Here is a 25,733-nt window from a genome sequence, read left to right as displayed (position 1 = left end):
GTCCGCAAGCTGACTATCAAATCGACGCCCGGCCATGTTACGGCCGGGCTTCGCATCCGTCAACGAACGGACATGCTCGCGGGACAGGCGCGCGGCTTACTCGTTATTGCCGGAACGCTGCAGGTGCAGTGCCGAGCGCTCGGTGTCGCCGGCGGTGCCGTCGCGATCGGCCTGGCTGCGCGCGGTCTCCAGTCGGTTCAGGTAGGCCTCGTCGATATCGCCGGTGATATAGCGGCCATCGAAGCACGACGCATCGAAGTCCTTCAGCGCCGGGTTGATGTCGCGCACCGCCTGTTTCATCGCTTCCACGTCCTGGTACACCAGCTTGTCCGCGCCGATGATCTTCGCGATCTCTTCGTGCGTGCGGCCGTGCGCCACCAGTTCGCTGCGGGTCGGCATGTCGATGCCGTACACGTTCGGGTACTTCACCGGCGGCGCGGCCGAGGCGAAGATCACCTTGTTGGCACCGGCATCGCGCGCCATCTGCACGATTTCGAACGAGGTGGTGCCGCGCACGATCGAATCATCGACGATCAGCACGTTCTTGCCCTTGAACTCCACGCCCATGGCGTTGAGCTTCTGGCGCACCGACTTCTTGCGCACCGCCTGGCCCGGCATGATGAAGGTGCGGCCGACATAGCGGTTCTTGAAGAAGCCTTCGCGATAGTTCACGCCCAGTCGGTTGGCCACCTGCATGGCAGCCGGACGGCTGGAGTCGGGAATCGGCATCACCACGTCGATGTCGCCGGCCGACACTTCCTCGCGGATCTTCTCGGCCAGGTAGTCGCCCATGCGCAGGCGCGCGTCGTAGACGGGCACGCCATCAATGCACGAATCCGGGCGGGCCAGGTAGACGTACTCGAAAATGCAGGACGTCAGCACCGGGTTGTCGGCGCACTGCTTGCTGTAGAGCTTGCCATCCAGGTCGATGAAGATCGCTTCGCCCGCCGCCACGTCGCGCTCGAACTTGTAGCCGATGCCTTCCAGCGCCACGGACTCGGAGGCAACCATCCACTCCTTGCCCGACGGCGTCTCGACGCTGCCCAGGCACAGCGGACGGATGCCGAACGGATCGCGCACCGCCAGCATGCCGTAGCCGGCGATCTGCGCCGTGATGGCGTACGAGCCGCGCACGCGGCGGTGCATGCCCGAAACGGCCTTGAAGATCATTTCCGGGTCCAGCGCCATGCCGTTGCTGGCGCGCTGCAGCTCGTCGGCCAGCACGTTCAGCAGCACTTCGGTGTCGGAGTGCGTGTTGATGTGGCGACGATCGCGGCGGAACATTTCCTCGCGCAGCTGCTGCCAGTTGGTCAGGTTGCCGTTATGCGCCAGGATGATGCCGTAAGGGGCGTTGACGTAGAACGGCTGCGCCTCTTCCTCGCTCGAGGCCGAGCCGGCGGTCGGGTAGCGCACCTGGCCGATGCCCGCGGTGCCCGGCAGGCCGCGCATGTTGCGGGTACGGAAGACGTCGCGCACCAGGCCGTTGGCCTTGTACATGTGGAAAGTACTGCCGTTGGCGGTGGCGATGCCGGCAGCATCCTGTCCGCGGTGTTGCAACAACAGCAGGCTGTCGTAAATCAGTTGGTTGACAGGCGTGGCTGAAACCACACCGACGATACCGCACATGCCAAGCTCCCAGGAAAGGCTTTGAATCAGGGGGCGCAGCCTGGTCCGGCTATCCTTCCGGACCGCAAGGCCTGCGTACTACTGGCCGGGCACCATGCCCGGCTTCATGTCATGTCTTGACGTACTTCGCCAGCTCCGGCGGCAGCCATGGCTTGACCGATTCCATGGCCTGCATCACATAGGGGCGGCTCACCGCATCGCGCCAGAAAGGTTCTTCCGGCAATTTCGTCAGGCTGGCGAGCGTCACCATCACCATCACCAGCAGCGCGCCGCGCAGCAATCCGAACACCAGCCCGAGCCCGCGGTCCGCCGGCTTGAGGCCCGTGCTCTCCAGCAACTGCCCGACCACCATGCCGGCCAGCGACGCCCCGAGCACGGTGCCGATCAGCAGCACCACGAAACCCAGCGCGTGGCGGGCCAGCTCGCCGCCGGGCAGCGACTCGGGCATCCAGCCCGCGGCGACCGCGCCGTAGCGGAACGCGACCCAGAACGCCACCACCCAGCCGATCAGCGACAGCACCTCGCGCACCAGGCCGCGCAACACGCCCAGCGCGCCCGAGGCCAGCAGGATAAAGACCACGGCGTAGTCGAAGAAAGTCGGCTGCATCGTTGCTCGCTGCCGCGCCCATGCGCCAGGCAGCGCTAGCCCATTACTGTTCGATTACCTTCGAGGTCAGGCCTGCCGCGCGCACGCGCTTGTCGGCCGCATCAGCGGCGTCGCGGTCGCTGAAGGGGCCGGCGCGCAGCAGGATGCGCTCGCCGTCGGCCAGCACTTTCTTTTCCACGTAGGCCGGCACCTTGCTCGCCTTGAGCTTGGCCAGCCAGGTCTTCGCCTTCTCTTCCGACGAGAATGCGCCAATCAGGATCAGGTACTTGCCGCTGCCCTGGGGCTTGGCCTCAGGCTTGGTTTCAGCCTTGGCGTCAGGCTTTGCGTCGGCCCTGGCCTCGGCGCGCTGGACGGGCTTGTCGGCCGGCTTGTCCGCCGTATTGACGATTTCCTCGCCGGCATCGAGCGCCGCCGCGTCGTTGCGGGCCGCCGGCGCCGGCGGCAGCGGATCGGCCTTGCGCGGCTCGACACGGGGCTTGCTGCTGCCCTGCCCGCCGCTCACCTTGACCGCGACATCGTCGGCCACCGGGCGCGGCTTGGTCTCGAACACGATTGGCAGCACGATCACCGCGGCCACCACCAGCACCACGGCGCCGATCAGGCGGCGGCGTGCGCGCTGCTTCTGCGGGAATTCAGGATCGAGCGTGTCGTCGGCATATTCGTCGGCCAGACGGCGCGACGAGGCGATGCCTGCACCCGGGTCGTTGCGCTGGCGGCGCGCACGCTCTGGTGCCGGGTCGTTGCCCTTGCGGGAAGAAAACAGCGAAAGCAGGCCCATAAATTGGTTCGGTGCGACAGCCCCCTCTGACAGGGGCCGGTCGTTGCGTTTGCCGCTCAGTGCCAGGTCAGTTGGCTTGCGTGGCCCGGTAGGCCATCACGCCGGCGACGGTATAGAACGATCCGAAGACCAGAATTCTATCATTCTCGGTCGCTCTCTCCATGGCGTCGCGGAACGCCGCCTCCGGACTGGAAAAGCAGGCGGCGGTGGCGTCGGGGCCGGCGCGGAAACCGCCCCCCTCCAGCGTCGCCAGCACGTCGGCAGCGCTGGCGGCGCGCTCGGTGGGCAGGTCGCACAGGCACCAGTGGTCGACCTTGTCGGCCACGTGCTGCAGCACGCCGGCGATATCCTTGTCCTGCATCGCGCCGAACACCGCATAGGTGTAGCGGAAGAAGCCCATGTTCTCCAGGTTCTGCCCCAGCGTGGCGGCCGCATGCGGGTTATGCGCCACGTCGAGGATCACCGCGGGCCGTCCCGGCAACACCTGGAAGCGCCCCGGCAGCTCGACGAACGCCAGCCCGTTGCGCACTTCCTGGGCGCTCACCGGCAATTGCCGGCGCATGGCCTGCAGCGCGGCCAGCGCGGCGGCGGCGTTCAGCAGCTGGTTGGCGCCGCGCAGCGCGGGGTAGCCCAGGCCGTTGAGCTTGCGCCCACCGCCGCTCCAGTCCCATTGCTGGCGTTCCTGGCCTTTGGCCGCGTGGAAGTGGAAATCGCGGCCCACCAGCCACAGCTCGGCGCCGATGGCCTCGGCATGCGCCACCAGCGACTTCGGCGGCACCGGGTCGCCGCAGATCGCCGGCACGCCCGGACGGAAGATGCCGGCCTTCTCAAAGCCGATTTCCTCGCGCGTGTTGCCCAGGTACTGGGTATGGTCGATGTCGACGCTGGTGACGATGGCGCAATCGGTATCGATCACATTGGTCGCATCCAGGCGGCCGCCCAGCCCGACTTCCAGGATGATCGCGTCCAGGCCGGAAGCGGCGAAGAAATGGATGATCGCCAGCGTGGTGAACTCGAAGTAGGTCAGGCTGACCGGGTCGGCAAAGCTGATGCGCGCGCGCTCGACCGCCTCGAAGTGCGGCAGCAGCTGCGCATCGGTCGCCATCTCGCCATTGAGGCGCGCACGCTCGTTGAAAGAGATCAGGTGCGGCGAGGTATGGCAGCCCACCTTGTAGCCGGCTTCCAGCAGGATGCGCTCGAGCATGGCGCAGGTCGAGCCCTTGCCGTTGGTGCCGCCAACGGTGAAGACCGTGGCGTCAATGCGCAGGCCGAGGGCTTCCTTCACGCGCGTGATACGCGTCAGGCCCATGTCGATGCCCACGGGGTGGGCGGTTTCGAGATGGGTGAGCCATTCGGGGAGCGTGTGGAAGACAGGCATTTCAGGTGGGCGAGGAAAGCGATGGAAAGCGTTTGCTACCAGATTCGGGCAGGCGGGCGCAAAGTCAAGGACCAGCGCCGCCGGCGTCCAGAAAAGGCGAAAGGCGCGTCAACCACCCGCGCCTTCAGTACAGCGATATTCGCGGCGTTATGCCACCGCGTCGGCCGGCTGCTTCTGCAGCAGTGCCAGCAGCTGCGCCAGTTCGGCGCGCATCTTGCGGCGGTCGACGATCATGTCGACGGCGCCCTTCTGCAGCAGGAACTCCGAGCGCTGGAAGCCTTCCGGCAGCTTCTCACGCACGGTCTGCTCGATCACGCGCGGGCCGGCAAAGCCGATCAGCGCCTTCGGCTCGGCGATCACCACGTCGCCCAGGAAGGCGAACGAGGCCGACACGCCGCCCATGGTCGGGTCGGTCAGCACGCTGATGAATGGCAGCTTGCTCGCGCTCAGCTGGTTCAGCATGGCCGTGGTCTTGGCCATCTGCAGCAGCGACAGCAGGCTCTCCTGCATGCGCGCGCCGCCGGTGGCGGTAAAGCAGATGAAAGGCACCTTCTGCTCGAGCGCGGCCTGCGCGCCGCGCACGAAGCGCTCGCCGACCACCGAGCCCATCGAACCGCCCATGAACTCGAACTCGAAGCAGCTCGCCACCACCGGGATGGTGTGGATCGCACCGCCCATCACCACCATGGCGTCGGTCTCGCCGGTATCGTCCATGGCCGCCTTGATGCGGTCCGGGTACTTCTTCGAATCCTTGAACTTGAGCGCGTCGACCGGCACGATCTCCTGGCCGATCTCATAGCGGCCTTCGGCGTCCAGCAGCGCGTCCAGGCGCGCACGCGCGTTGATGCGCATGTGGTGGTCGCACTTGGGGCAGACGTGCAGGTTGGCCTCGACATCGGTCCGGTACAGGGTGGACTCGCACGACGGGCACTTGACCCACAACCCCTCCGGGATGCCCTTGCGGGTACGGGGGTCGGTCTGTTGAATCTTGGGGGGCAGGAGTTTATCCAACCAGCTCATGAAAGCTCCTTTCGGATAGCTGCGCGCCGCCGGCAAACCCTCTGTCAGGGCGAACTTCGGCAGGTGGCAGGGAATCAGCCCGCGAATTTACCACGGCGGGCCGGTGACCTCGAAGCGCGGCGTGCGAATTAGGCACATTAGGTCACTTCTCGATGCCCGCCGGGCTTGGAGTAGATCACTTCGCGTCCAGCGCCTGGCGGATCTCGGCGATAAACGCCTGCAGCGTGGCGACGGCCTGTTCCCGCGGCGTGTCTTCCAGCAATTGCACCAGGCGGCTGCCGATCACCACGGCGTCGGACACGCTGCCGATCGCGCGCGCGGTCTGCGCGTCGCGGATGCCGAAGCCCACGCCGACCGGCAGGTTGGCGTGCTGCTTGATCAGCGGCAGGCGCGAGGCCACGCTGTCGAGGTCGATCGATGCGGAACCGGTCACGCCCTTGAGCGAGACATAGTAAAGATAGCCGCTGGCGACCTTGGCCACGGCCTCGATGCGTGCGTCGGTGGAGGTCGGCGCCAGCAGGAAGATCGGGTCCATGCCGTTGTCGCGCATCAGCGCGGCGAACGACTCGCACTCTTCGGGCGGATAGTCGACCACCAGCACGCCATCCACGCCGGCCGCGCTCGCGGCCTTGGCAAAGGCCTCTTCGCCCATGCGTTCGATCGGGTTGGCGTAGCCCATCAGCACCACCGGGGTCTCGGCATTGGCCTGGCGGAACTCGCGCACCCACTGCAGCACCTGCGTCAGTGACACGCCCTGCGCCAGCGCGCGCTCGGAGGCGCGCTGGATCACCGGGCCGTCGGCCATCGGGTCGGAGAACGGCACGCCCAGCTCGATCACGTCGGCGCCGCCCGCCACCAGCGCGTGCATCAGCGCCACGGTCAGGCCGGGCTCGGGATCACCGGCGGTGATGAACGGAATCAGGCCCTTCTTCTGCTGCGCGGCCAGCGCCGCGAACGTCTTCTGGATACGGGACATATCAGGGAATCAGGTGAGGCCGCGGCGCCGGCGAGGCGTCGTCGTTGGCGGCGGCCAGGGTTGGGGTGGCGTCAGGCTCGATTGCGGGCATGGCTTGCGCGGCAGCGGCCACGCGCCCGCACGCCACCTGCACGTACTCCGGGTTGATCTCGTAGCCGACAAAGCGCCGGCCGTGGCGCAGGCACGCCACCGCGGTGGTGCCGCTGCCCGCGAACGGGTCCAGCACCAGGCCGCCCGGCGGGCAGCTCGACAGCACCATCCGCTCGACGATCTCCAGCGGCTTCTGCGTCGGGTGGTTGGCGCGTTCGGGATCCTGCCGGTGGATGCGCGAGATGCTCCACAGGTCCTTGGGGTTGTAGCCCACCTCCAGCCACTTCTTGCCCTCGAAGCGCGGACGGCTGCGCGCCTTCTTGGTCTCGGGGTCGTACGGGATTCGGACCGGGTCGAGATCGAAGTAGTAGTCGCGCGCCTTGGCAAAGAAGCCAATGTTATCGTGCACCGACGAGAACTTGCGCGTGGTGCCGCCCATGCTGGGCACGCGGCGGTCCCAGATGATCTCGTTGATCATCGTCAGGCGCCGCTTGAGCATCACGAACAGCTCCGGCGAATACTGCCAGGTGCAGAACAGGTAGAGCGTGCCCTTGGGCGCGAGCTTGGGCACGACCGCATCCATCCAGCGCTCGGACCAGTCCAGGTAGGCCTGGCCCGACAGCAGGTCGGAATCATTGCCGTAGTCCTTGCCCAGCCCGTACGGCGGGTCGGCGACGATCAGGTCGACCGAGCCGTCCGGCAGGCGGGCAATGCCCTCGAACATGTCTTCCTGGAACAATTGCAGCGGCGGTGCGCCGGACGCGCCAGGCAAGGCGTCGGCCCCGCCAATGGCGAGGCCCTGGGGGTGGGGCAGCGCGCGCATCAGAGCTTGAGCCCCGCGCGCTCGGCCACGGTATGCATGTCCTTGTCGCCGCGTCCGGACAGGTTCACCAGCAGCAGCTTGTCCTTGGGCAGCGTCGGTGCCAGCTTGCAGGCATAGGCGATCGCGTGGCTCGACTCCAGCGCCGGGATGATGCCCTCGATGCGGCAGCAGTCGTGGAAGGCCTTGAGCGCTTCCTCGTCTGTGATCGGCACGTACTGCGCGCGGCCGCTGTCCTTGAGCCAGGCGTGCTCCGGGCCGACGCCAGGGTAGTCCAGGCCGGCCGAGACCGAATGCGTCTCGATGATCTGGCCGTTGTCGTCCTGCAGCAGATAGGTGCGGTTGCCGTGCAGCACGCCCGGCGAACCACCGATCAGCGCAGCCGCGTGGCGGCCGGTGTCCAGGCCGTCGCCGGCGGCTTCCACGCCGATCAGTTGCACGTCCTGGTGCTCGATGTACGGGTAGAAGATGCCCATGGCATTGGAGCCGCCGCCCACGCAGGCGATCACGGCATCCGGCTGGCGGCCCGTCATCTCCGGCATCTGCACTTTGGCCTCTTCGCCGATCACGCACTGGAAGTCGCGCACCATCATCGGGTACGGGTGCGGGCCGGCCACCGTGCCGATGATGTAGAAGGTGTTCTCGACATTCGTGACCCAGTCGCGCATGGCCTCATTGAGCGCGTCCTTGAGCGTGCGCGAGCCGCTTTCCACCGGCACCACGGTCGCGCCCAGCAGCTTCATGCGGTAGACGTTGGCGGCCTGGCGCTTGACGTCCTCGGCGCCCATGTAGACCACGCACTCCATGCCGAAGCGGGCGGCGATGGTGGCCGTGGCCACGCCATGCTGCCCCGCCCCGGTCTCGGCGATCACACGCGGCTTGCCCATGCGCTTGGCCAGCAGCGCCTGGCCGATGACGTTGTTGATCTTGTGCGCGCCGGTGTGGTTCAGGTCTTCGCGCTTGAAGTAGATCTGCGCGCCGCCGAGCGTCTCGCTCCAGCGCTGCGCGTGGTAGATCGGCGACGGGCGGCCGACGAAGTGCTTCAGCTCGCGGCGGAATTCGGCATCGAACTCCGGGTCCTTCTGGTAGTGCGCATAGGCTTCGCGCAGCTCGTCCAGCGCGTGGACCAGCGTCTCGGAAACGAAGGTGCCACCATAGGGGCCGAAATGGCCACGGGAATCGGGCAGGTCGTACATGTCTAGGCTCTTCGGAACAGCGGCCTTGCCTTGGCCGGCAAGGGCGCGTAGTTGACTGGGTGTGCGCGATGGCCGCCTTGAAGCGGCCGACACGGGGTGGGCAAGGGATCGGGCTTCGATCCGGCTCATCCGGCCTCGGCGCTGCGGACAGCGCGCACGAACTCGGCAATGCGGGCGTGGTCTTTCACGCCCTTGGCGGCCTCTACCCCGCTGCTGACGTCCACAGCGTAGGGCCGCACGCGTTCAATCGCGCCAGCGACGTTTTGCGCGTTCAACCCACCACTCAAAACGATGCGAGGAGCGCCGCTTGCGTTCGGGTTGCCGGTTGCCGTAACCGGAGGATTGGGCGGAAGCCATGCCGGAGGAATCAGGGTCCAGTCGAAGACGTGGCCGCCACCGCCGTAGCCTTCGACGAAGGCATCGAGCAGCAAGGCAGCGGCATCACGGTATTGATCGGCAAATTCTACCAAATCGAGCCCCGGACGGACACGGGCGGCGCGCAGGAATGGCAGCCGGCAGCGCTGCGCGGCCTGGGTGCAGAACTGCGGGGTTTCGTCGCCGTGCAGCTGCAGCAGCGTCAACGGCACACGCTCCGCCACGTGGGCGATGTCTTCCAGTTCGGCGTTGACGAACAGGCCTGTCACCGCGACGAACGGCCCGGCGGCCTCGGCCAGCGCCGCGGCTTGCGCCACCTCGACGTAGCGCGGGCTCTTCGGGTAGAACACCAGCCCGATCGCGTCCGCGCCGGCATCGACGGCGGCGCGCACGTCGTCCTCGCGGGTCAGGCCGCAGATCTTGATGCGGGTACGCTGCGGCAGGTGCACCGGACTGCCCTCAGGCTGCGTCATCAAACACTCCATGGAACAAGCTCGCGGATGGGTCGGCCGCGGGGATCGGGTAAGCATCAGGATACTTGACCCCGACCAGGTAGAGGCCGTCCGGCATGAACGTGGGCGCTGCCAGCTTGCGGTCTTGCCCGGCCAGCACCTGCGCCAGCCATTGCGGCGGGTAGCGTCGACGGCCCACCGCCACCAGGCAGCCCATCAGATTGCGCACCATATGGTGCAGGAAGGCGCTGGCGCGAAAGCGCAGGAACACCCAGTTGCCGTCGTCGCGGATGGTGACGTCATACATGGTCTTGACCGGCGACTTGGCCTGGCACTCGGCGGCGCGGAAGGCGGAAAAGTCGTGCTCGCCGATCAGATACGCCGCGGCTTCGCGCATGGCGTCCACGTCGAGCCGTTGTCCGGGTGGCAGCATCTGGTAGCCGGCGCGGCCATGAACCATCGGCACCCGGTGCGGACCGGTGTAGAGCGCGTAGTAATACATGCGCTCGTACGCCAGGAAGCGGGCATGGAAGCCTTCGTCGACCGGCAGCGCCCACTGCAGCGCGATCGATGGCGGCAGAAAGGCATTGACGCCACGCACCCAGGAAAAGGACTCGCGTTCCAGCTCGGTATCCAGGTGGATCACCTGCCCCAGCGCGTGCACGCCGGTATCGGTGCGCCCCGCCACGGTGGTCAGCAGGCGCACCCCGGCGAAGCGCTCGATGGCGTCTTCGAGGTGATCCTGCACGGTATTGCGGTGCGGCTGCGACTGCCACCCGGAAAAGGCGGCGCCGTCGTAGTGCAGGCCAAGTGCGATGCGGTTCATGTCAGGGGAAAAAGCATGGCGGCGGGCAGGCAATGCGCGCCGGAAAAGCAAATGCGCCGGAAGGGACGCTTCCGGCGCATCGCTTCATGCCGCGGCAGCGCGTGCCGCGGCGGACCGTCAATGATAGCTCAGGCCACTTCCAGCAGTAGCGAACGGGCCTCGGCCTGCAGCGGGTCCTGCGACTGCTCGACCACTTCCTGCAGCAGCTCGCGGGCCCCTTCCTTGTCGCCGATTTCGATATAGGCGCGTGCCAGGTCCAGCTTGATCTGCATGTCGCGGCCGCCGTCGACGCCATCGGTCGACAGCGTGCTGGGCGAAACGCCGCGGGCCGTGTCGGGATTGGTTTCGTCCGGCACGCGCGACAGGTCGATCGGCGCGGCCAGCTTGCCGTCGCGCAGCAGGGTCGTCGCAGGCAGCGGGGCGAAAGCTTCGTCCGCCGCGCCCGGCGAGCCCCCGGTGGCCGACGGATCACTGCCCAGGTCCAGCGACAGGCCCGACATGTCGAACTCCAGCGGGCGCGAGCGCGTCGGCGTATCCAGGCGCGGCACGTCCCTATCGTCAGCCAGCGGGTCAGCCAGCGGGTCGGCCAGCGGATCGCCGGCGCGGGCCGGGAAATCCAGGTGCAGCCCGCCGTCCAGGCGCACGGCCGGCTCGGTCGGGTCCGAATCCGCACCGAACACCATGGCCGCCGACGCCGGCGCCACGATCGGGTCGCCCGCCGCGGGCGCCGGGAAGGCGTCCAGCGGCAACGCCAGGTCGCCCAGCGAGGGCTCGAGTCGCGGGATCGAAGCCGGATCCTGCGACGGGTCCTGCGTGCGCCACTGGTCCGTCGCCGGCGAGGCCGTATCCGGACCCGCGGCCTCCGGCGTCACCGCCAGGTACATCGCGTTGCCCGGCTCGAGCGCACGCCCCATTTCTGCTGCCTTCAGCCATTCCGCACTGTGTCCGCCGGTCTGGGCGAACATTTCTTCTGCTATCACGCGGAAACCTTCCACATCCTGTCTGTTGCTGTAAATCTCCAGGAGCTTGAGCCGCACCGGCTGCTGCTCCGGGTTTTTCTCCAGGGCTTCGCGCAGGATTTCCTCCGCCTGCACATCGCGCCCATAAGCGATATAGACCTCGGCCTCGGCGATCGGATCGACCTCGTTGGCGTCCGGCGTGTTGTTGCCGATGCGGAAATCGGCACCGAACACGCTGTGCTGCGAGGTGTCGACACTCTGGCCGCCGGCGGCGCCGAACAACGAATTGGAGCCGGCCATCACCGTGCTTTCCTGCGACAGGATGCTGTCGCCGAAGCCGGTCGCCTCGCCCTGCTTCTGCTGCTGGCGACGGCGATAGATCGCGTAGACGCCGAGCAGCGCCACTAGCAGGCCGCCGCCGGGCAGCAGCATCGGGTTGGCCAGCAGGCCGTCGAGGAACGACGGCTCCTGCACCGGTGCGGGCTGCGCCACCACAGGCGGCGCCGGCTTGGCTGCGGGGGCGGGGGCCGATGCCGGCGCGGCAGCCGCTGCAGCAGCCTGCGGCGCCGAAGCCTCGGCGGCGGCCACGGCGGGCGCTGCCGCCGCGGCGCCACTGGCGGCATCGGGCACTGCGGCGGCGGCAGTTGCCGCCGCTGCGGCCGGTTCTGCGGCATTGGCCTTCGGCGCCTGGGCAGCCACCACGTTCGGCGCGGCTGCTTCAGGCTTGGCCACCGCGGCCGCCTTTTCCTTTTCCTTGTCGGCCAGCGCCGCCTGGTTGGCCTGGCCCAGCTTGGCGATCTCGGCGTTCTTCAGCTCGAGCAGCTTCTGCATGTCGCCGATATTCTTTTCCAGCTGCGCCAGACGCGCCTCGGCTTCCTTGACCTGGCGATCGCGCGCGACATTGGCTTCGGCCTTGGCGGCGGCATCGCCCTGCGCGCCCCGCTCGGCCTTGCTCAGTTTCAGTTCGTCGCGCGGACCATCGGTCGGGGCCGCCTGTTCCTGCACGCGCGCCGTCACGTTGCCGGACTGCTGGCGGCCGCTGTCGGGCTCGACCGACTTGGCCGCCGCGGCGCTCGCCAGGCGGCTGCGATAGGCGTCGAAGCCCTGCGTACGCGCGACCACCTCGCGGCGCGCGGCCTTGGGCGTGACGGACTGTGCCTGTTGCTGGGTCGGCACCTGCAGCACCGCGCCGCTGCGCAGCCGGTTCATGTTGCCGCCGATAAAGGCGTTGGGATTGTTGCGGTAGAGCGCGACCAGCATCTGGTCCAACGACACCGATTCGGCGCCCTGTACGGCCTCGCCGGCAATCCCATACAGCGTATCGCCGCGCTTGACGGTATAGCCACCGCCGGGTGCCACGTCGGCGCTGGCTGCGGGCGCCGCCGACGGCGCGCGCCTGGCCTGCCGTGCGGGGCGCACGGGCGCTGCCGGACGGGCGGACTCGGCGGCAGGCGCCGCTTCCTGTGCGGCCGCTTGCGGCGCCGCGGCAGCCGCGGGCTGTGGCGCGGTGGCGGGCGAGGCGTCGGGCGTTGCCGCCTGCACCACCGTCGACGGCGAGTAGGTCTCGTTGGATGGCTTGGCCCCGGCGGGGTCAAGCAGGAATGTGTAGGCGCGCGACACCTTGCCGCTGGACCAGCTCATGTCGACCAGGATGTCGACGAACGGCTCGCTGATCGGCTGCGTCGAACGGACCTTGGCGACATAGCTGCCGTTGGGACGGCGCTCGATCTCCAGGCGCAGCGAGCTGACCGCGGGCTGGTAGGTCAGCCCCGCCGCCGCGTACGCCCCCGGCGACGCCAGCCTGACGTTCAGCCCTGAGGCCTCTTCGGGCGTGACCCCGCTGATGTCGATCTCAGCCTGCAGCGGCTGCCCCAGATTCGACTGAACCCGCAATTGCCCGAACCCCGCGGCATATGCGGCCGGCTGCGCAAGCAGCAGGCCCAGTGCCGTGACGGCCAGCGTTGACCAGCGCTGACGGGCAGTAGGCGCATCTTTCCGGCGATGTTGGCTCACACTCACCTTATGCTCCGTTATGTTTTAGTAGCGATATACATCGACAAACCGACCCCATAGACAGGTCCGGCAGGCTGGCGGGGCATTCTGACTGCACCCCTTGACCAGCCGGCGCGCAGGCGCCGATCCCTGCGGACCGGGGCGCATGCCGGCGTATTGTGACGCATCGCCCGGGAAAATAGGCGCCCGGATACAACAACGCCGCGCGTGGGCGCGGCGTTGTCGGCAAAGCGGTCTTTTCTGTTGCCTGGCTGCAACGGCCGCAACCAGGCAGCTTCCCATCAGGATTCGATCAGGATACGCAGCATGCGGCGCAGCGGCTCGGCCGCACCCCACAGCAGCTGGTCGCCGACCGTGAATGCCGACAGGTACTCGCCGCCCATCTGCATCTTGCGCAGGCGGCCGACCGGGATCGTCAGCGTGCCGGTCACGGCCGCCGGGGTCAGGTCGGTCATGCTGGCTTCACGGGTATTCGGCACCACCTTGGCCCAGCGGTTGTGGGCAGCCAGCATGCCTTCGATCTCGTCCAGCGGCACGTCGTGGCGCAGCTTGATGGTCAGCGCCTGCGAGTGGCAACGCATGGCACCGATCCGCACGCACAGGCCGTCCACGGCGATCGGCGTGGCACCGGTCGCGCCCAGGAAGCCTTCGCCGCGGCCCAGGATCTTGTTGGTTTCGGCGCCGCCCTTCCACTCCTCGCGCGACTGGCCGTTGCCCAGGTCCTTGTCGATCCAGGGAATCAGGTTGCCGGCCAGCGGCACGCCGAACTGCCTGGTTTCGTCGGCGGACAGGCCGTGCTGGGTTGCCAGGATGGTACGGTCGATTTCCAGGATGGCCGAGGCCGGGTTATCCAGCAGCGACTTGACCGACGCATTCAGCGTGCCGAACTGGGTCAGCAGCTCGCGCATGTGCTGCGCACCGCCGCCCGAGGCGGCCTGGTAAGTCATTGAGGTCATCCACTCGACCAGGTCGGCCTGGAACAGGCCGCCCAGGCCCATCAGCATGCAGCTGACCGTGCAGTTGCCGCCGACGAAATTCTTCACGCCCTTGGACAGGGCATCCTTGATCACACCCTGGTTGACCGGATCCAGCACGATGATGGCATCGTCCTTCATGCGCAGCGACGAGGCCGCGTCGATCCAGTAGCCCTTCCAGCCCGCCTCGCGCAGCTTGGGGAAGACCTCGTTGGTGTAGTCGCCGCCCTGGGCGGTCAGCACCACGTCGCACTTCTTCAGTGCCTCGATGTCGTTGGCATCCTTGAGCGTGGTTTCGTTCTTGGCCATGGCGGGCGCCTTGCCGCCGGCGTTGGACGTGCTGAAGAAGACGGGCTCGATGTGGTCGAAATCACGCTCTTCCTGCATGCGCTGCATCAGGACGCTGCCGACCATACCCCGCCAACCGACGAGACCTACAATCATGATTTACCTCGGATGTGATTTTTACTTCCCCGCCATTTTCCTCGCCCGGCGTGGCTGCGCGGGGAAGACGGGCAGGCACGACGAACGGATCTAGGCGATCGCGGTTTTAATAATGGTTTTAATCGTCGTTGCGGTCTGGCCGAGCGAAATCGTGCCGACCGGGCCGCGGGTGGCGGTCAGGGCGACAACAGCAGTCAGGGTGGACTGGGAAAATCGGGCCATTCGCAGAGTCTACACGATTTTGCGGCGCTGCCGCAGCGTGGAAATCGGAGACAAATAAAACAAAGGGCACCGCCGCAGCGGTGCCCTTTTGGGGTTGTGATTTACAGTGCCGCCAGCACCGCTTCACCCATCTCGCGGGTGCCGACCTGCTTGCAGCCCGGCGTCAGGATATCGCCGGTGCGGTAGCCCTGGGCCAGCACCTTCTTGACGGCGTTCTCGATGCGGTCGGCCTGCTCGGCCTTGTTCAGCGAGTAGCGCAGCATCATCGCCGCCGACAGGATGGTGGCCAGCGGATTGGCCACGCCCTTGCCGGCGATGTCCGGCGCCGAGCCGTGCGACGGCTCGTACAGGCCCTTGTTGTTCGCATCGAGCGACGCCGACGGCAGCATGCCGATCGAGCCGGTCAGCATGGCGGCCTCGTCCGACAGGATGTCGCCGAACATGTTGCCGGTGACGATCACGTCGAAGCTCTTGGGCGCCTTGACCAGCTGCATGGCCGCGTTGTCGACATACATGTGCGACAGCTCGACTTCCGGATATTCCTTGCTGACATCGATCACGATGTCCTTCCAGAACTGGAAGGTCTCGAGTACGTTGGCCTTGTCGACGCTGCACAGCTTCTTGCCGCGCTTGGCCGCGGCCTGGAACGCCACATGCGCGATGCGGCGGATTTCCGGCTCGCTGTAGCGCATGGTGTCGAAGGCTTCGCGCTCGCCCTTGAACAGGCCGTCCGGCGCTTCGCGCAGGCCGCGTGGCTGGCCAAAGTAGATGTCGCCGTTCAGTTCGCGCACGATCAGGATGTCCAGGCCGGCCACCAGCTCGGGCTTCAGGCTCGAGGCGCCGGTCAGTTCCGGATAGCAGATCGCCGGACGGAAGTTGGCGAACAGCTGCAGGTGCTTGCGCAGGCCCAGGATGGCCTGCTCCGGGCGCAGCGCGCGCTCCAGGCTGTCGTATTTCCAGTCGCCGACGGCGCCGAACAGGATGGCGTCGGCTTCCTTGGCCAGCTTGAGCGTGTTCTCCGGCAGCGGATGGCCTTCGGCCTCGTAGCCGGCGCCGCCCACCGGCGCGGTTTCCAGTTCGAACTTCTCGTCGAGCGCGTTCAGGACCTTGACGGCCTCTGCAACGATTTCGGGACCAATGCCGTCACCCGGCAGGACTGCGATCTTCATTGTTGTCTTCCTCGTTGAGTCTTATCCGACCAGGCGGTTGTTCAGCCACGGCATCTTCGCCACGCGCTCGGCCTCATAGGCCTTGATCTTGTCGGCATGGCGCAGGGTCAGGCCGATATCGTCGAAACCGTTCAGCATGCAGTACTTGCGGAACGGGGCGATGTCGAATTCATAGCCCTGGCCCGACGGCGTGAGCACCACCTGCTTGTCCAGGTCGATGGTCAGCTGGTAGCCGTTGAACGCGTTGGTCTCGTTGAACAGGTGGTCGACCTGCTGCTCGCTCAGCACCACCGGCAGCAAGCCGTTCTTGTAGCAGTTGTTGAAGAAGATGTCGGCAAAGCTGGGCGCGATCACGGCGCGGAAGCCGTATTGCGTCAGCGCCCACGGCGCGTGCTCGCGCGAGCTGCCGCAGCCGAAGTTGCGGCGCGCCAGCAGGATCGACGCGCCCTGGTAGCGCGGCTGGTTCAGCACGAAGTCCGGGTTCAGCGGACGCTTGCTGTTGTCCATGCCCGGCTCGCCGACATCCTTGTAGCGCCACTCGTCGAACAGGTTGGGGCCAAAGCCGGTGCGCTTGATCGACTTCAGGAACTGCTTCGGGATGATGGCGTCGGTGTCGACGTTCTCGCGGTCGAGCGGCGCCACGAGGCCGCTGTGTACGGTGAACTTTTCCATGTCTCTTTCCTTACTTCTTCGCCGCGCTCTCGAGCGAGCGGCCGGCGGCCTGCGTGTCCTTGCCCAGTCCGGCCATGGTGTTGCAGCCGGCAAGCTGCAGCATGCCCAAGCATGCCAGCAGTGCGATCAGGGTCCTTTTCATTTGCCGCGCTCCGCTCAGCCCAGCTTGCGGATGTCGACGAAATGGCCTTCGATGGCGGCAGCGGCTGCCATCGCCGGGCTCACCAGGTGGGTACGGCCACCGGCGCCCTGGCGGCCCTCGAAGTTGCGGTTCGAGGTCGACGCGCAGCGCTCGCCCGGATCCAGGCGGTCGGCATTCATGGCCAGGCACATCGAGCAGCCTGGTTCGCGCCACTCAAAGCCGGCGGCCTTGAAGATCTTGTCCAGGCCTTCGCGCTCGGCCTGTTCCTTGACCAGGCCCGAACCCGGCACCACCATCGCCAGCTTCACGTTGGACGCAACCTTGCGGCCCAGTTTCTGCACCACCCACGCAGCGGCGCGCATATCCTCGATACGGCTGTTGGTGCACGAGCCGATGAAAACCTTGTCGATATTGATGCTCTCGACCGGCACATTGGGCTGCAGGCCCATGTACTCCAGCGCGCGCTCCATCGCGTTGCGCTTGGTCTGGTCCTTTTCCTTCTCGGGATCCGGCACGCGGTCTTCGATGCTGATGACCATTTCCGGCGAAGTGCCCCAGGTCACCTGCGGGCGGATCTCTTCGGCACGCAGCTCGACCACCTGGTCGAACTTGGCACCTGCGTCCGAATGCAGCGTGCGCCAGTAAGCCACGGCCTGCTCCCACTCCACGCCCTGCGGCGCGTACGGGCGGCCCTTGACGTATTCCAGCGTGACGTCGTCCACCGCCACCAGGCCGGCGCGCGCGCCCGCCTCGATGGCCATGTTGCAGACGGTCATGCGGCCTTCCATGGTCAGGTCGCGGATGGCCGAGCCGGCGAACTCGATGGTGTAGCCGGTGCCGCCGGCGGTGCCGATCTTGCCGATAATGGCCAGCACGATGTCCTTGGCGGTGCAGCCGCGCGGCAGCTTGCCTTCCACCTTGACCAGCATGTTCTTCGCCTTTTTGCCCAGCAGCGTCTGCGTGGCCAGCACGTGCTCGACTTCCGAGGTGCCGATCCCATGCGCCAGTGCGCCGAAGGCGCCGTGCGTGCTGGTATGCGAATCGCCGCACACCACCGTCATGCCAGGCAGCGTCGCGCCCTGCTCCGGCCCGATCACGTGCACGATGCCCTGGCGATGGTCCGTCATCTTGAACTGGGTGATGCCATAGCTGTCGCAATTGGCATCCAGCGTATCGACCTGCAGCTTCGACACCGGGTCGGCAATGCCCTGGCTGCGGTCGGTGGTCGGCACGTTGTGGTCCGACACGGCCAGGTTCGCGCTGATGCGCCATACCGGACGCTGCGCCATCTTCAGGCCCTCGAACGCCTGCGGGCTGGTCACTTCATGCAGCAGGTGGCGGTCGATATAGAGCAGCGTGGTGCCGTCTTCCTCGACGTGGACGGTGTGGTCATCCCAGAGTTTGTCGTAGAGCGTCTTGGCCATGGTGCGATGGCGGGCCGAATGACCGATCCTTGGCAGGAGAAGTCCGCGGTGACCGCGCAGTAGTTTGCAGGGGTTTTTTGTTCGCTTCGGTCGCGGCGGCGAACACGGGCGTCGATCGCGATCAATCGCGATGATCGCGCCGGAAGCCGCCTGAAGCGAGCGTTATTTCAAGCGTTGCCGCAATGCTTGACTTGGCAATCGATTATGCCACAGGGGATATGGGGATCAGCGCCCTGCCCGGCCGGGACGGCGCCTGGGATGTAATGTGATTGGCGAAAGGGGGCTTTCGCCGATCACGAAAACGAATCGTTGGCGGGCCGCCGCCCCGTTGCAGGGCGGCGGCCCTCCCGGCGTCAGCCGCCCAGGTAGGCGGCCTTGATCCTGTCGTTGGCAAGCAGGTTGGCACCCGTATCGGCCAGCACCACCTTGCCGGTTTCCAGCACATAGCCGCGATCCGCCACCTGCAGCGCCTTGTTGGCGTTCTGCTCGACCAGGAACACGGTGACGCCCTCGTCACGAATGGTCCGGATGATGTCGAAGATCTGCGCGATGATCAGCGGCGCGAGGCCGAGCGTGGGCTCGTCCAGCAGCAGAAGCCGGGGCCGGCTCATCAGCGCGCGGCCGATCGCCAGCATCTGCTGCTCGCCGCCCGACATGGTGCCGGCGCGCTGGCTGGCACGCTGGTTCAGGCGCGGGAACAGCTTGAAGACGTGCTCGATACCAGCCTCGATCTCGTCGCGACTGGCAAAGAAGCCACCCATCTTCAGGTTTTCCAGCACCGTCAGGCTCGGAAACACGCGACGGCCCTCGGGCGAAATCGCCATGCCCAGCCGCATGATCTCGTGCGTCGAGCGGTTGGTGATGTCCTTGCCCTCGAACAGCACGCGTCCGCTCGAGGCGCGCGGCGTGCCGCACACGGTCATCATCAGCGTCGTCTTGCCGGCGCCGTTGCTGCCGATCAGGGTGACGATCTCCCCTTTCTTGACTTCGATCGATACGCCCGACAGCGCCTCGATGGCGCCGTAATGGGTATGGACCTGTTCCAGCTTCAGCATCAGTCCTCTCCCAGGTAGGCCTTGATTACGCGCGGGTCGTTGCGCACTTCGTCGGGCTTGGCCGTAACGATGGGCTTGCCGTGCTCCATCACGAGGATGCGGTCGGAGACCCCCATCACCAGGCTCATGTCGTGCTCGATCAGCAGCACGGCAATGCCGAACTCGCGGCGCAGCTGGTCGATCAGCTGCTGCAGCTCGACCTTTTCCTGCGGATTCAGGCCGGCGGCGGGCTCGTCCAGCATCAGCAGGCGCGGCCTGGTGATCATGCAGCGCGCGATCTCCAGCCGGCGCTGGTGGCCGTACGACAGCGTGCCGGCCTCGCGGTTGGCAACCTTGGTCAGGCCCATGCGCTCCAGCCACAGCGCGGCGCGCTCCAGCGCTTCACGCTCGGCACGGCGATAGGCCGGGGTGGCAAACAGGCCGCGCAGGATGCCGGACTGCACCTGCAGGTGTTGCGCCACCAGCAGGTTCTCCACCACCGTCAGCGACTTGAACAGGCGGATGTTCTGGAAGGTCCGCACCAGGCCCTGCCGCGCCACCTTGTGGCTGGGCAGGCCGGCGATGGCATGGCCGTCCAGCGTAACCTCGCCCGCTGTCGGCTTGTAGAAACCGCCGACGCAGTTGAACACCGTGGTCTTGCCGGCGCCGTTGGGACCGATGATGGCGAAGACCTCATCCTTGCGGACATCGAAATCGATGCCGTCCACGGCCAGCAGTCCGCCGAAGCGCATCTGCAGGCCGGATACTTTCAGCAGTTCTGCACTCATCGGGGAAGCTCCACGTGCGGACGGCTCGCGGGCAGCAGGCCCTGCGGACGCCACATCATCATCAGCACCATCACCAGGCCGAAGATCAGCATGCGGTATTCGGCAAAGCCGCGCGCCACCTCGGGCAGCGCTGTCAGCAGGATTGCCGCCAGGATCACGCCCAGCTGCGAGCCCATGCCGCCCAGCACCACCACGGCGAGGATCAGCGCCGACTCGATGAAGGTGAACGATTCCGGATTGACCAGACCCTGGCGCGCCGCGAAGAAGGCGCCGCCGATGCCGGCAAACGATGCGCCCAGCGTGAACGCCGACAGCTTGATGCGGGTCGGGTTCAGGCCCAGCGAGCGGCACGCGATCTCGTCGTCGCGCAGCGCTTCCCACGCACGGCCCATCGGCATGCGGATCAGTCGGCTGGTGACGAACAGCGTGAAGCCCACCAGCAGCAGCGCCAGCAGGTACAGGAAGATCACCATGTGCTGGCCGCTGTAGTCCAGGCCGATCAGGTCATGGAAGGTCCTGGCACCCTCCACGCTGGCGTTGCGCGCCATCTCGATGCCGAACACTGACGGCTTCGGAATGCCCGAGACACCATCAGGCCCCCCGGTCAGGCTGGTCAGGTTGTTGGCCAGCAGGCGGATGATCTCGCCGAAGCCCAGCGTCACGATCGCGAGGTAGTCGCCGCGCAGCCGCAGCACCGGGAAGCCCAGCAGGAAGCCGAAGGTAGCCGACATCGCCGCGGCGATCGGCAGGCATTCCCAGAAGCCGAGCCCGAAGTGCTGGTTCAGCAGCGCATAGGTATAGCCGCCGATCGCGTAGAAGCCGACATAGCCCAGGTCGAGCAGGCCGGCATAGCCCACCACGATATTCAGGCCCAGCCCCAGGATCACGTAGATCAGCGCCAGCGTGGCCACGTCCACCGCGCCGCGGGAGCCGAAAAACGGCCACACCAGCCCGACCGCCAGCAGCACCCATATCGCCGCACGCTGCTGCCGCGCGCCGAGCTGCGGCACCGACGGCAAACGCACGGCACTGCCGGCGCGCGACAGCATGGGCTTGAACAGCTGGAACAGGAACACCGCCGCCACGGCAATCCACACCGGGCGCCAGTGCGGCTCGAGCACCACCTTGTAGCCTTCCAGCCTGAGCTGCAGGCCCAGGATCGGAATGGTCAGGATCGCCGTCATCACGGCCGCCGTGATCGCGTTCTTCAGCGACTGGCCCGGCATGGCGCCGCGCGCTACCTGTGCGGCGGACATCGCAGAAACTTGGTTAGTCATGGTCTCGCCCTCCCTCACACCTTTTCGACATCAGGCTTGCCCAGCAGCCCGGTCGGACGGAACAGCAGCACCAGCACCAGCAGGCTGAATGCGACCACGTCCTTGTATTCGGCCGGCATGTAGCCCGAGGCGAAGGTTTCCGCCAGGCCCAGCAGCACGCCGCCGAGCATCGCGCCCGGGATGCTGCCGATACCGCCCAGCACCGCCGCGGTAAAGGCCTTGATGCCGGCGATAAAGCCGATAAAGGGATTGAGCTTGCCGATGCTCAGCCCGATCAGCATGCCACCGACGGCGGCCAGCATTGCGCCCAGCACGAAGGTGAACGAGATCACCTTGTTGGTGTCGATGCCGAGCAGATTGGCCATGCGCATGTCTTCAGCGCAGGCACGGCAGGCGCGGCCCATGCGCGAGCGGCCGATGAACAGCGTCAGCGCGACCATCATCGCCAGCGTCACGCCCACGATCAGCAGGCGCGAATACGGCACGGTCACGGTGAAGTCGCCGCCCATCTGGAACTCGATGGCGCCGGAGATCAGCACCGGCACCGACACGTCGCGCGCGCCCTGCCCGATCTGCACATAGTTCTGCAGGAAGATCGACATGCCGATGGCGGAGATCAGCGGCACCAGCCGCGGACCGCCGCGCAGGGGCCGGTATGCCACCCGCTCGACCGCAAAGCCGTAGACGCCGGTGACCAGCACCGAGACCAGCAAGGCGGCGCCGAGCACCAGCGGCAGGGGGTAGCCCGCCTGGGCGCCGATCGCGGTGAGCGTGACCAGGCCGACATAGGCACCGATCATGTAAATCTCGCCGTGCGCGAAATTGATCATGCCGATGATGCCGTAGACCATTGTGTAGCCGATGGCGATCAGCGCGTAGATCGCACCCAGCGTCAGGCCGTTGACCAGCTGCTGGGTGAACTGTGGGAGGAATTCATTCATTGGGGAAGCCTCAGGAACTTGAAGCCCGATACCAGAACGCCCCGCCCGGGGTACGGGCGGGGCGTGTGCGGAAGGGAGCGCCTGCTTAGTTTGCGGCGGTCTTGCTTGCGTCCTTGTGCCAGGTGTAGACCACGAACTTGAAGGACTTCAGGTCGCCCTTGTCGTCGTACTCGACCTTGCCGATCGGGGTGGTGAAGGCGTTCTTGTGCATGTACGCCGAGACTTTGGCCGGGTCGGTGCTCTTGGCGCCGGCGATGGCGTCGCCGATGATCTTGACGGCGGCATAGGACGGCATCTGGAACGGACCGTTGGCGTCACGCTTCTTGTCGGCGAATGCCTTCACCAGGCCGGCGTTGGCCGGGTCGGCCGAGAAGTCGGCCGGCAGCGTCACCAGCATGCCTTCCGACGACGGCCCGGCGATCGCGGTCACGTCCTTGTTGCCCACGCCCTCGGGGCCCATGAAGGCGGCCTTCACGCCCTGCTCGCGCGCCTGGCGCAGCAGCAGGCCCATTTCCGGGTGGTAGCCGCCGAAGTAAACGAAGTCCACGCCCTGCGACTTCAGCTTGGTGATGACGGCGGAGTAGTCCGAATCGCCGGCGTTGATGCCCTCGAACACGGCCACCGGAATCTTGGCGGCTTCCAGGTCCTTCTTCACCGAGCTGGCAATGCCCTGGCCGTACGACTGCTTGTCGTGCAGCACGGCAACCTTCTTCGGCTTGATCTTGCCGATGATGTACTGGGCGGCTGCCGGGCCTTGCTGGTCGTCGCGGCCGATGGTGCGGAAGATGAACTTGCGCTTCCTGGTCTCGGTCAGCTGCGGCGCCGTGGCCGACGGCGTCACCATCACGATGCCTTCGTTCTCGTAGATGTCCGAGGCGGGGATGGTCGAACCCGAGCACACATGGCCGATCACGTACTTGATGTTCTGGCTGACGATCTTGTTGGCCACCGCGACGGCTTGCTTCGGTTCGCAGGCGTCGTCCATCATCACCACCTCGAACTTGTTGCCGCCGGCGCCGCCGGCTGCGTTGATCTGTTCGATGGCGGTCAGCGCACCGGCCTTGACCATGTCGCCGTATTGCGCCACCGAGCCGCTCATCGGGCCGGCAATGGCGATCTTCACGGTTTCGGCGTTGGCTGCGGCGCCAAAGGTGGCCAGCATGGCAGCCAGCGAAATGGTCGTAAGACGGGACAGCGTCATCAGGAGCTCCTCGATTTATGTTTGGGTCATCCGGGCAGAAACGGAATGACCTGCGCAATCGAACAACACCCGCGGACTACTGGGATCGGGACTGGCAGAAGCGCCGCCCCGAACGCGGAAGACAGGCCTGCAAGGAAGAAGAAGCTGTGCGGGGCCCGGCATGTGTCAGTCCCCGCTGTGGTATGGGGACCAAGGTTCGGAAAGACAACGTTTGATGCGTTCTCTATTGCGCAAGCGATTCGCCTGCCCCGCTTGCCGCACCGCATGCCGGAGGGATGGCCCGGCTGCCGTCGGCAAAGCAGCCCGCATTATAGGGTCAAATTTCCTGCGCTACGCGACAATCGCACAATAAATGCGGAACCCCATTGGGAAAACGCGACACAATTTTCCACTAATTGCGGCCCGGACCAGTCAAGGTGCAATTTCCTGCCCTTGCCGTCGTTGCACTGCACAAGGCGCACCGACGCAGAAAAGACAAACGCCCCGGCGGGCCGGGGCGTCTGCAATTGCTGCACTGCGCAGCGGATCGGATGAACTGCGCTTAGCGCTTGGCCACGTCCGGCACGTCGCGCGTGGCGGCGCCGACGAACAGCTGGCGCGGACGGCCGATCTTGTATTCCGGATCGGTGATCATCTCTTCCCACTGCGAGATCCAGCCCGGGGTGCGGGCCAGCGCGAAGATGCAGGTGAACAGCGACGTCGGGATGCCCAGCGCGCGCTGGACGATGCCCGAGTAGAAGTCGACGTTCGGGTACAGCTTGCGGCTGACGAAGTACTCGTCTTCCAGCGCGATCTTTTCCAGCTCCATGGCCAGCTTGAACAGCGGGTCGTTGTGCAGGCCCAGCTCGTTCAGCACTTCATGGCAGGTTTCGCGCATCAGCTTGGCGCGCGGATCGTAGTTCTTGTACACGCGGTGGCCGAAGCCCATCAGGCGCACGCCCGAGTTCTTGTCCTTGACCTGCTTGATGAACTCGCCGATGTTGTCGACGCTGCCGATCTCTTCCAGCATCTTCAGCGCGGCTTCGTTGGCGCCGCCGTGGGCCGGGCCCCACAGGCACGCGACGCCGGCGGCGATGGCTGCGAACGGGTTGGTGCCCGACGAGCCGGCCAGGCGCACGGTCGAGGTCGAGGCGTTCTGCTCGTGGTCGGCGTGGAGGATGAAGATGCGGTCCAGCGCGCGCTCCAGCACCGGGTTCACGGTGTACGGCGCACACGGCGTGCCGAACAGCATGCGCAGGAAGTTGCCCGAATAGGACAGGTCGTTCTGCGGATAAATGTACGGCTGGCCGATGTTGTACTTATACGCCATGGCGACCATGGTCGGCATCTTGGCGATCAGGCGGATGGCCGAGATCTCGCGCTGGTGCGGATCGTCGATGTCCATCGCGTCATGGTAGAACGCGCTCATGGCACCCACCAGGCCGGTCAGCACGGCCATCGGGTGGGCATCGCGGCGGAAACCGCGCATGAAGAACTGCAGCTGCTCGTGAACCATGGTGTGGTTCATCACGTGGCCGACGAATTCTTCCTTCTGCTTGGCGTTGGGCAGCTCGCCCTTGAGCAGCAGGTAGCAGGTCTCGAGGTGGTCGCACTTCTGCGCCAGTTGCTCGATCGGGTAGCCGCGGTACAGCAGCTCGCCCTTGTCGCCGTCGATGTAGGTGATCTTCGAATTGCACGAAGCCGTCGACATGAAACCGGGGTCGTAGGTGAACTTACCGGTTTGTCCGTACAGCTTGCGAATGTCGATCACGTCCGGGCCAACGGTGCCCGTATAAATCGGCAGCTCAACGCTGGGGGAACCATCGGAGAACGATAGCGTGGCTTTCACATCGGACGGCGTCATGTCGGATCCTTCAAATGCTGTGAATAATAATGTTGACCAAAACTCAGACCGTACGCAGCAGGTTCACTACGCGCTGCATCGGGGGCGTGTCGAGCTCACCGTCCAGTTCCTTGCGGGCAAGGAGCAGGTCCATCAACTCGTTGTCGCTGAGTTCGAACAGCTGGCTCAGCGAAGCCACATCCTCGTCGGACAGGCTCTCCTCGTAACGGTTGAAAAAACGTTCGACGATGATGTCGTTCTCCAGGAGGCCGCGGCGGGCACGCCAGCGCAACCGTGCGCGCTTGTGCGGATCGGCCTGATGGGAGAAGGTGGTGGCAGGACTCTCGGTCATGGCTTCCTACTTTCGGCGCGCCCGCCAGATATAGCCGCTCTGGCTGACGCGCCGCTTACTACTTAGACAGCCGCAGGATCACACCGCGCGGCGGACCATCAGCTCCTTGATCTTGCCGATGGCCTTGGTCGGGTTCAGACCCTTCGGGCACACGT

General features: G+C 66.2%; 24 protein-coding genes and 1 pseudogene. All 25 read right to left on the bottom strand.

Features of this window, described 5'->3' with window-relative positions; all coding sequences use genetic code 11:
• Nucleotides 1–96: 96 nt before the first annotated feature.
• Nucleotides 97–1,626, bottom strand: a complete 1,530-nt coding sequence (gene purF, locus J8I34_RS23585; protein WP_029046271.1) for an amidophosphoribosyltransferase — start codon at nucleotides 1,624–1,626, stop codon at nucleotides 97–99.
• A 109-nt stretch (nucleotides 1,627–1,735) separates the two neighbouring features.
• On the bottom strand, nucleotides 1,736–2,233 hold the full coding sequence (locus J8I34_RS23580) for a CvpA family protein (protein WP_029046270.1): 498 nt from the start codon (nucleotides 2,231–2,233) through the stop codon (nucleotides 1,736–1,738).
• 43 nt (nucleotides 2,234–2,276) lie between these two features.
• Nucleotides 2,277–3,011 carry an SPOR domain-containing protein gene (locus tag J8I34_RS23575; protein WP_029046269.1) on the bottom strand — a complete coding sequence of 245 codons (735 nt, stop codon included), beginning with the start codon at nucleotides 3,009–3,011 and terminating at the stop codon, nucleotides 2,277–2,279.
• Between the two features lie 67 nt (nucleotides 3,012–3,078).
• Nucleotides 3,079–4,389: a bifunctional tetrahydrofolate synthase/dihydrofolate synthase gene (folC, locus tag J8I34_RS23570; RefSeq protein WP_209807126.1), complete on the bottom strand. Its 1,311-nt coding sequence runs from the start codon at nucleotides 4,387–4,389 to the stop codon at nucleotides 3,079–3,081.
• Between the two features lie 147 nt (nucleotides 4,390–4,536).
• Nucleotides 4,537–5,409, bottom strand: coding sequence for an acetyl-CoA carboxylase, carboxyltransferase subunit beta (gene accD, locus J8I34_RS23565; RefSeq protein WP_029046267.1), 873 nt, complete (start codon nucleotides 5,407–5,409; stop codon nucleotides 4,537–4,539).
• Between the two features lie 175 nt (nucleotides 5,410–5,584).
• Nucleotides 5,585–6,385, bottom strand: coding sequence for a tryptophan synthase subunit alpha (trpA, locus tag J8I34_RS23560; protein ID WP_029046266.1), 801 nt, complete (start codon nucleotides 6,383–6,385; stop codon nucleotides 5,585–5,587).
• Between the two features lies 1 nt (nucleotide 6,386).
• On the bottom strand, nucleotides 6,387–7,298 hold the full coding sequence (locus tag J8I34_RS23555) for a DNA-methyltransferase (protein WP_029046265.1): 912 nt from the start codon (nucleotides 7,296–7,298) through the stop codon (nucleotides 6,387–6,389).
• The gene (gene trpB / locus J8I34_RS23550) at nucleotides 7,298–8,491 is read right to left on the bottom strand and encodes a tryptophan synthase subunit beta (protein ID WP_029046264.1); all 1,194 of its coding nucleotides are present in this window, start codon (nucleotides 8,489–8,491) and stop codon (nucleotides 7,298–7,300) included. Before trpB ends, J8I34_RS23555 begins: the two co-directional genes overlap by 1 nt.
• 125 nt (nucleotides 8,492–8,616) lie before the next feature.
• Nucleotides 8,617–9,339: a phosphoribosylanthranilate isomerase gene (locus tag J8I34_RS23545; protein WP_029046263.1), complete on the bottom strand. Its 723-nt coding sequence runs from the start codon at nucleotides 9,337–9,339 to the stop codon at nucleotides 8,617–8,619.
• A complete protein-coding gene (gene truA, locus J8I34_RS23540) occupies nucleotides 9,326–10,144 on the bottom strand; it encodes a tRNA pseudouridine(38-40) synthase TruA (RefSeq protein WP_029046262.1) in 819 nt (272 codons plus the stop codon). Before truA ends, J8I34_RS23545 begins: the two co-directional genes overlap by 14 nt.
• 128 nt (nucleotides 10,145–10,272) lie before the next feature.
• Nucleotides 10,273–13,122, bottom strand: a complete 2,850-nt coding sequence (locus J8I34_RS23535) for a motility hub landmark protein FimV (RefSeq protein WP_209807125.1) — start codon at nucleotides 13,120–13,122, stop codon at nucleotides 10,273–10,275.
• A 275-nt stretch (nucleotides 13,123–13,397) separates the two neighbouring features.
• Complete coding sequence (gene asd, locus J8I34_RS23530; RefSeq protein WP_209807124.1) at nucleotides 13,398–14,534, bottom strand: aspartate-semialdehyde dehydrogenase; 1,137 nt, start codon at nucleotides 14,532–14,534, stop codon at nucleotides 13,398–13,400.
• A 90-nt stretch (nucleotides 14,535–14,624) separates the two neighbouring features.
• Complete coding sequence (locus tag J8I34_RS35280; protein ID WP_012353360.1) at nucleotides 14,625–14,756, bottom strand: hypothetical protein; 132 nt, start codon at nucleotides 14,754–14,756, stop codon at nucleotides 14,625–14,627.
• A 101-nt stretch (nucleotides 14,757–14,857) separates the two neighbouring features.
• Nucleotides 14,858–15,925: a 3-isopropylmalate dehydrogenase gene (gene leuB / locus J8I34_RS23525; RefSeq protein WP_029050120.1), complete on the bottom strand. Its 1,068-nt coding sequence runs from the start codon at nucleotides 15,923–15,925 to the stop codon at nucleotides 14,858–14,860.
• 21 nt (nucleotides 15,926–15,946) lie between these two features.
• Complete coding sequence (gene leuD, locus J8I34_RS23520) at nucleotides 15,947–16,597, bottom strand: 3-isopropylmalate dehydratase small subunit (RefSeq protein ID WP_029050119.1); 651 nt, start codon at nucleotides 16,595–16,597, stop codon at nucleotides 15,947–15,949.
• Between the two features lie 10 nt (nucleotides 16,598–16,607).
• Nucleotides 16,608–16,739 carry an entericidin A/B family lipoprotein gene (locus J8I34_RS23515; RefSeq protein WP_029050118.1) on the bottom strand — a complete coding sequence of 44 codons (132 nt, stop codon included), beginning with the start codon at nucleotides 16,737–16,739 and terminating at the stop codon, nucleotides 16,608–16,610.
• 14 nt (nucleotides 16,740–16,753) lie between these two features.
• Nucleotides 16,754–18,163, bottom strand: a complete 1,410-nt coding sequence (gene leuC, locus J8I34_RS23510; RefSeq protein WP_029050117.1) for a 3-isopropylmalate dehydratase large subunit — start codon at nucleotides 18,161–18,163, stop codon at nucleotides 16,754–16,756.
• A gap of 353 nt (nucleotides 18,164–18,516) precedes the next feature.
• Complete coding sequence (locus J8I34_RS23505) at nucleotides 18,517–19,218, bottom strand: ABC transporter ATP-binding protein (protein WP_029050116.1); 702 nt, start codon at nucleotides 19,216–19,218, stop codon at nucleotides 18,517–18,519.
• Complete coding sequence (gene livG, locus J8I34_RS23500; protein WP_029050115.1) at nucleotides 19,218–19,985, bottom strand: high-affinity branched-chain amino acid ABC transporter ATP-binding protein LivG; 768 nt, start codon at nucleotides 19,983–19,985, stop codon at nucleotides 19,218–19,220. Before livG ends, J8I34_RS23505 begins: the two co-directional genes overlap by 1 nt.
• Nucleotides 19,982–21,262, bottom strand: a complete 1,281-nt coding sequence (locus J8I34_RS23495) for a high-affinity branched-chain amino acid ABC transporter permease LivM (protein WP_029050114.1) — start codon at nucleotides 21,260–21,262, stop codon at nucleotides 19,982–19,984. The genes livG and J8I34_RS23495 overlap by 4 nt, the downstream gene beginning before the upstream one ends.
• A gap of 14 nt (nucleotides 21,263–21,276) precedes the next feature.
• Nucleotides 21,277–22,203 carry a high-affinity branched-chain amino acid ABC transporter permease LivH gene (livH, locus tag J8I34_RS23490; RefSeq protein ID WP_209807123.1) on the bottom strand — a complete coding sequence of 309 codons (927 nt, stop codon included), beginning with the start codon at nucleotides 22,201–22,203 and terminating at the stop codon, nucleotides 21,277–21,279.
• A gap of 85 nt (nucleotides 22,204–22,288) precedes the next feature.
• On the bottom strand, nucleotides 22,289–23,404 hold the full coding sequence (locus tag J8I34_RS23485; RefSeq protein ID WP_029050112.1) for a branched-chain amino acid ABC transporter substrate-binding protein: 1,116 nt from the start codon (nucleotides 23,402–23,404) through the stop codon (nucleotides 22,289–22,291).
• A gap of 541 nt (nucleotides 23,405–23,945) precedes the next feature.
• Entirely contained in the window at nucleotides 23,946–25,247 is a 1,302-nt protein-coding gene (gene gltA / locus J8I34_RS23480) for a citrate synthase (protein ID WP_029050111.1), read from the bottom strand.
• A gap of 43 nt (nucleotides 25,248–25,290) precedes the next feature.
• Nucleotides 25,291–25,578, bottom strand: coding sequence for an FAD assembly factor SdhE (locus J8I34_RS23475; RefSeq protein ID WP_029050110.1), 288 nt, complete (start codon nucleotides 25,576–25,578; stop codon nucleotides 25,291–25,293).
• A gap of 78 nt (nucleotides 25,579–25,656) precedes the next feature.
• Nucleotides 25,657–25,733 (bottom strand): annotated as a pseudogene (sdhB, locus tag J8I34_RS23470) (succinate dehydrogenase iron-sulfur subunit); the annotation flags it as partial.

The sequence above is a fragment of the Cupriavidus phytohabitans genome, from assembly GCF_017815025.1.
Taxonomy (GTDB): Bacteria; Pseudomonadota; Gammaproteobacteria; order Burkholderiales; family Burkholderiaceae; genus Cupriavidus.
This window is presented reverse-complemented; position numbering and strand designations above follow the sequence as displayed.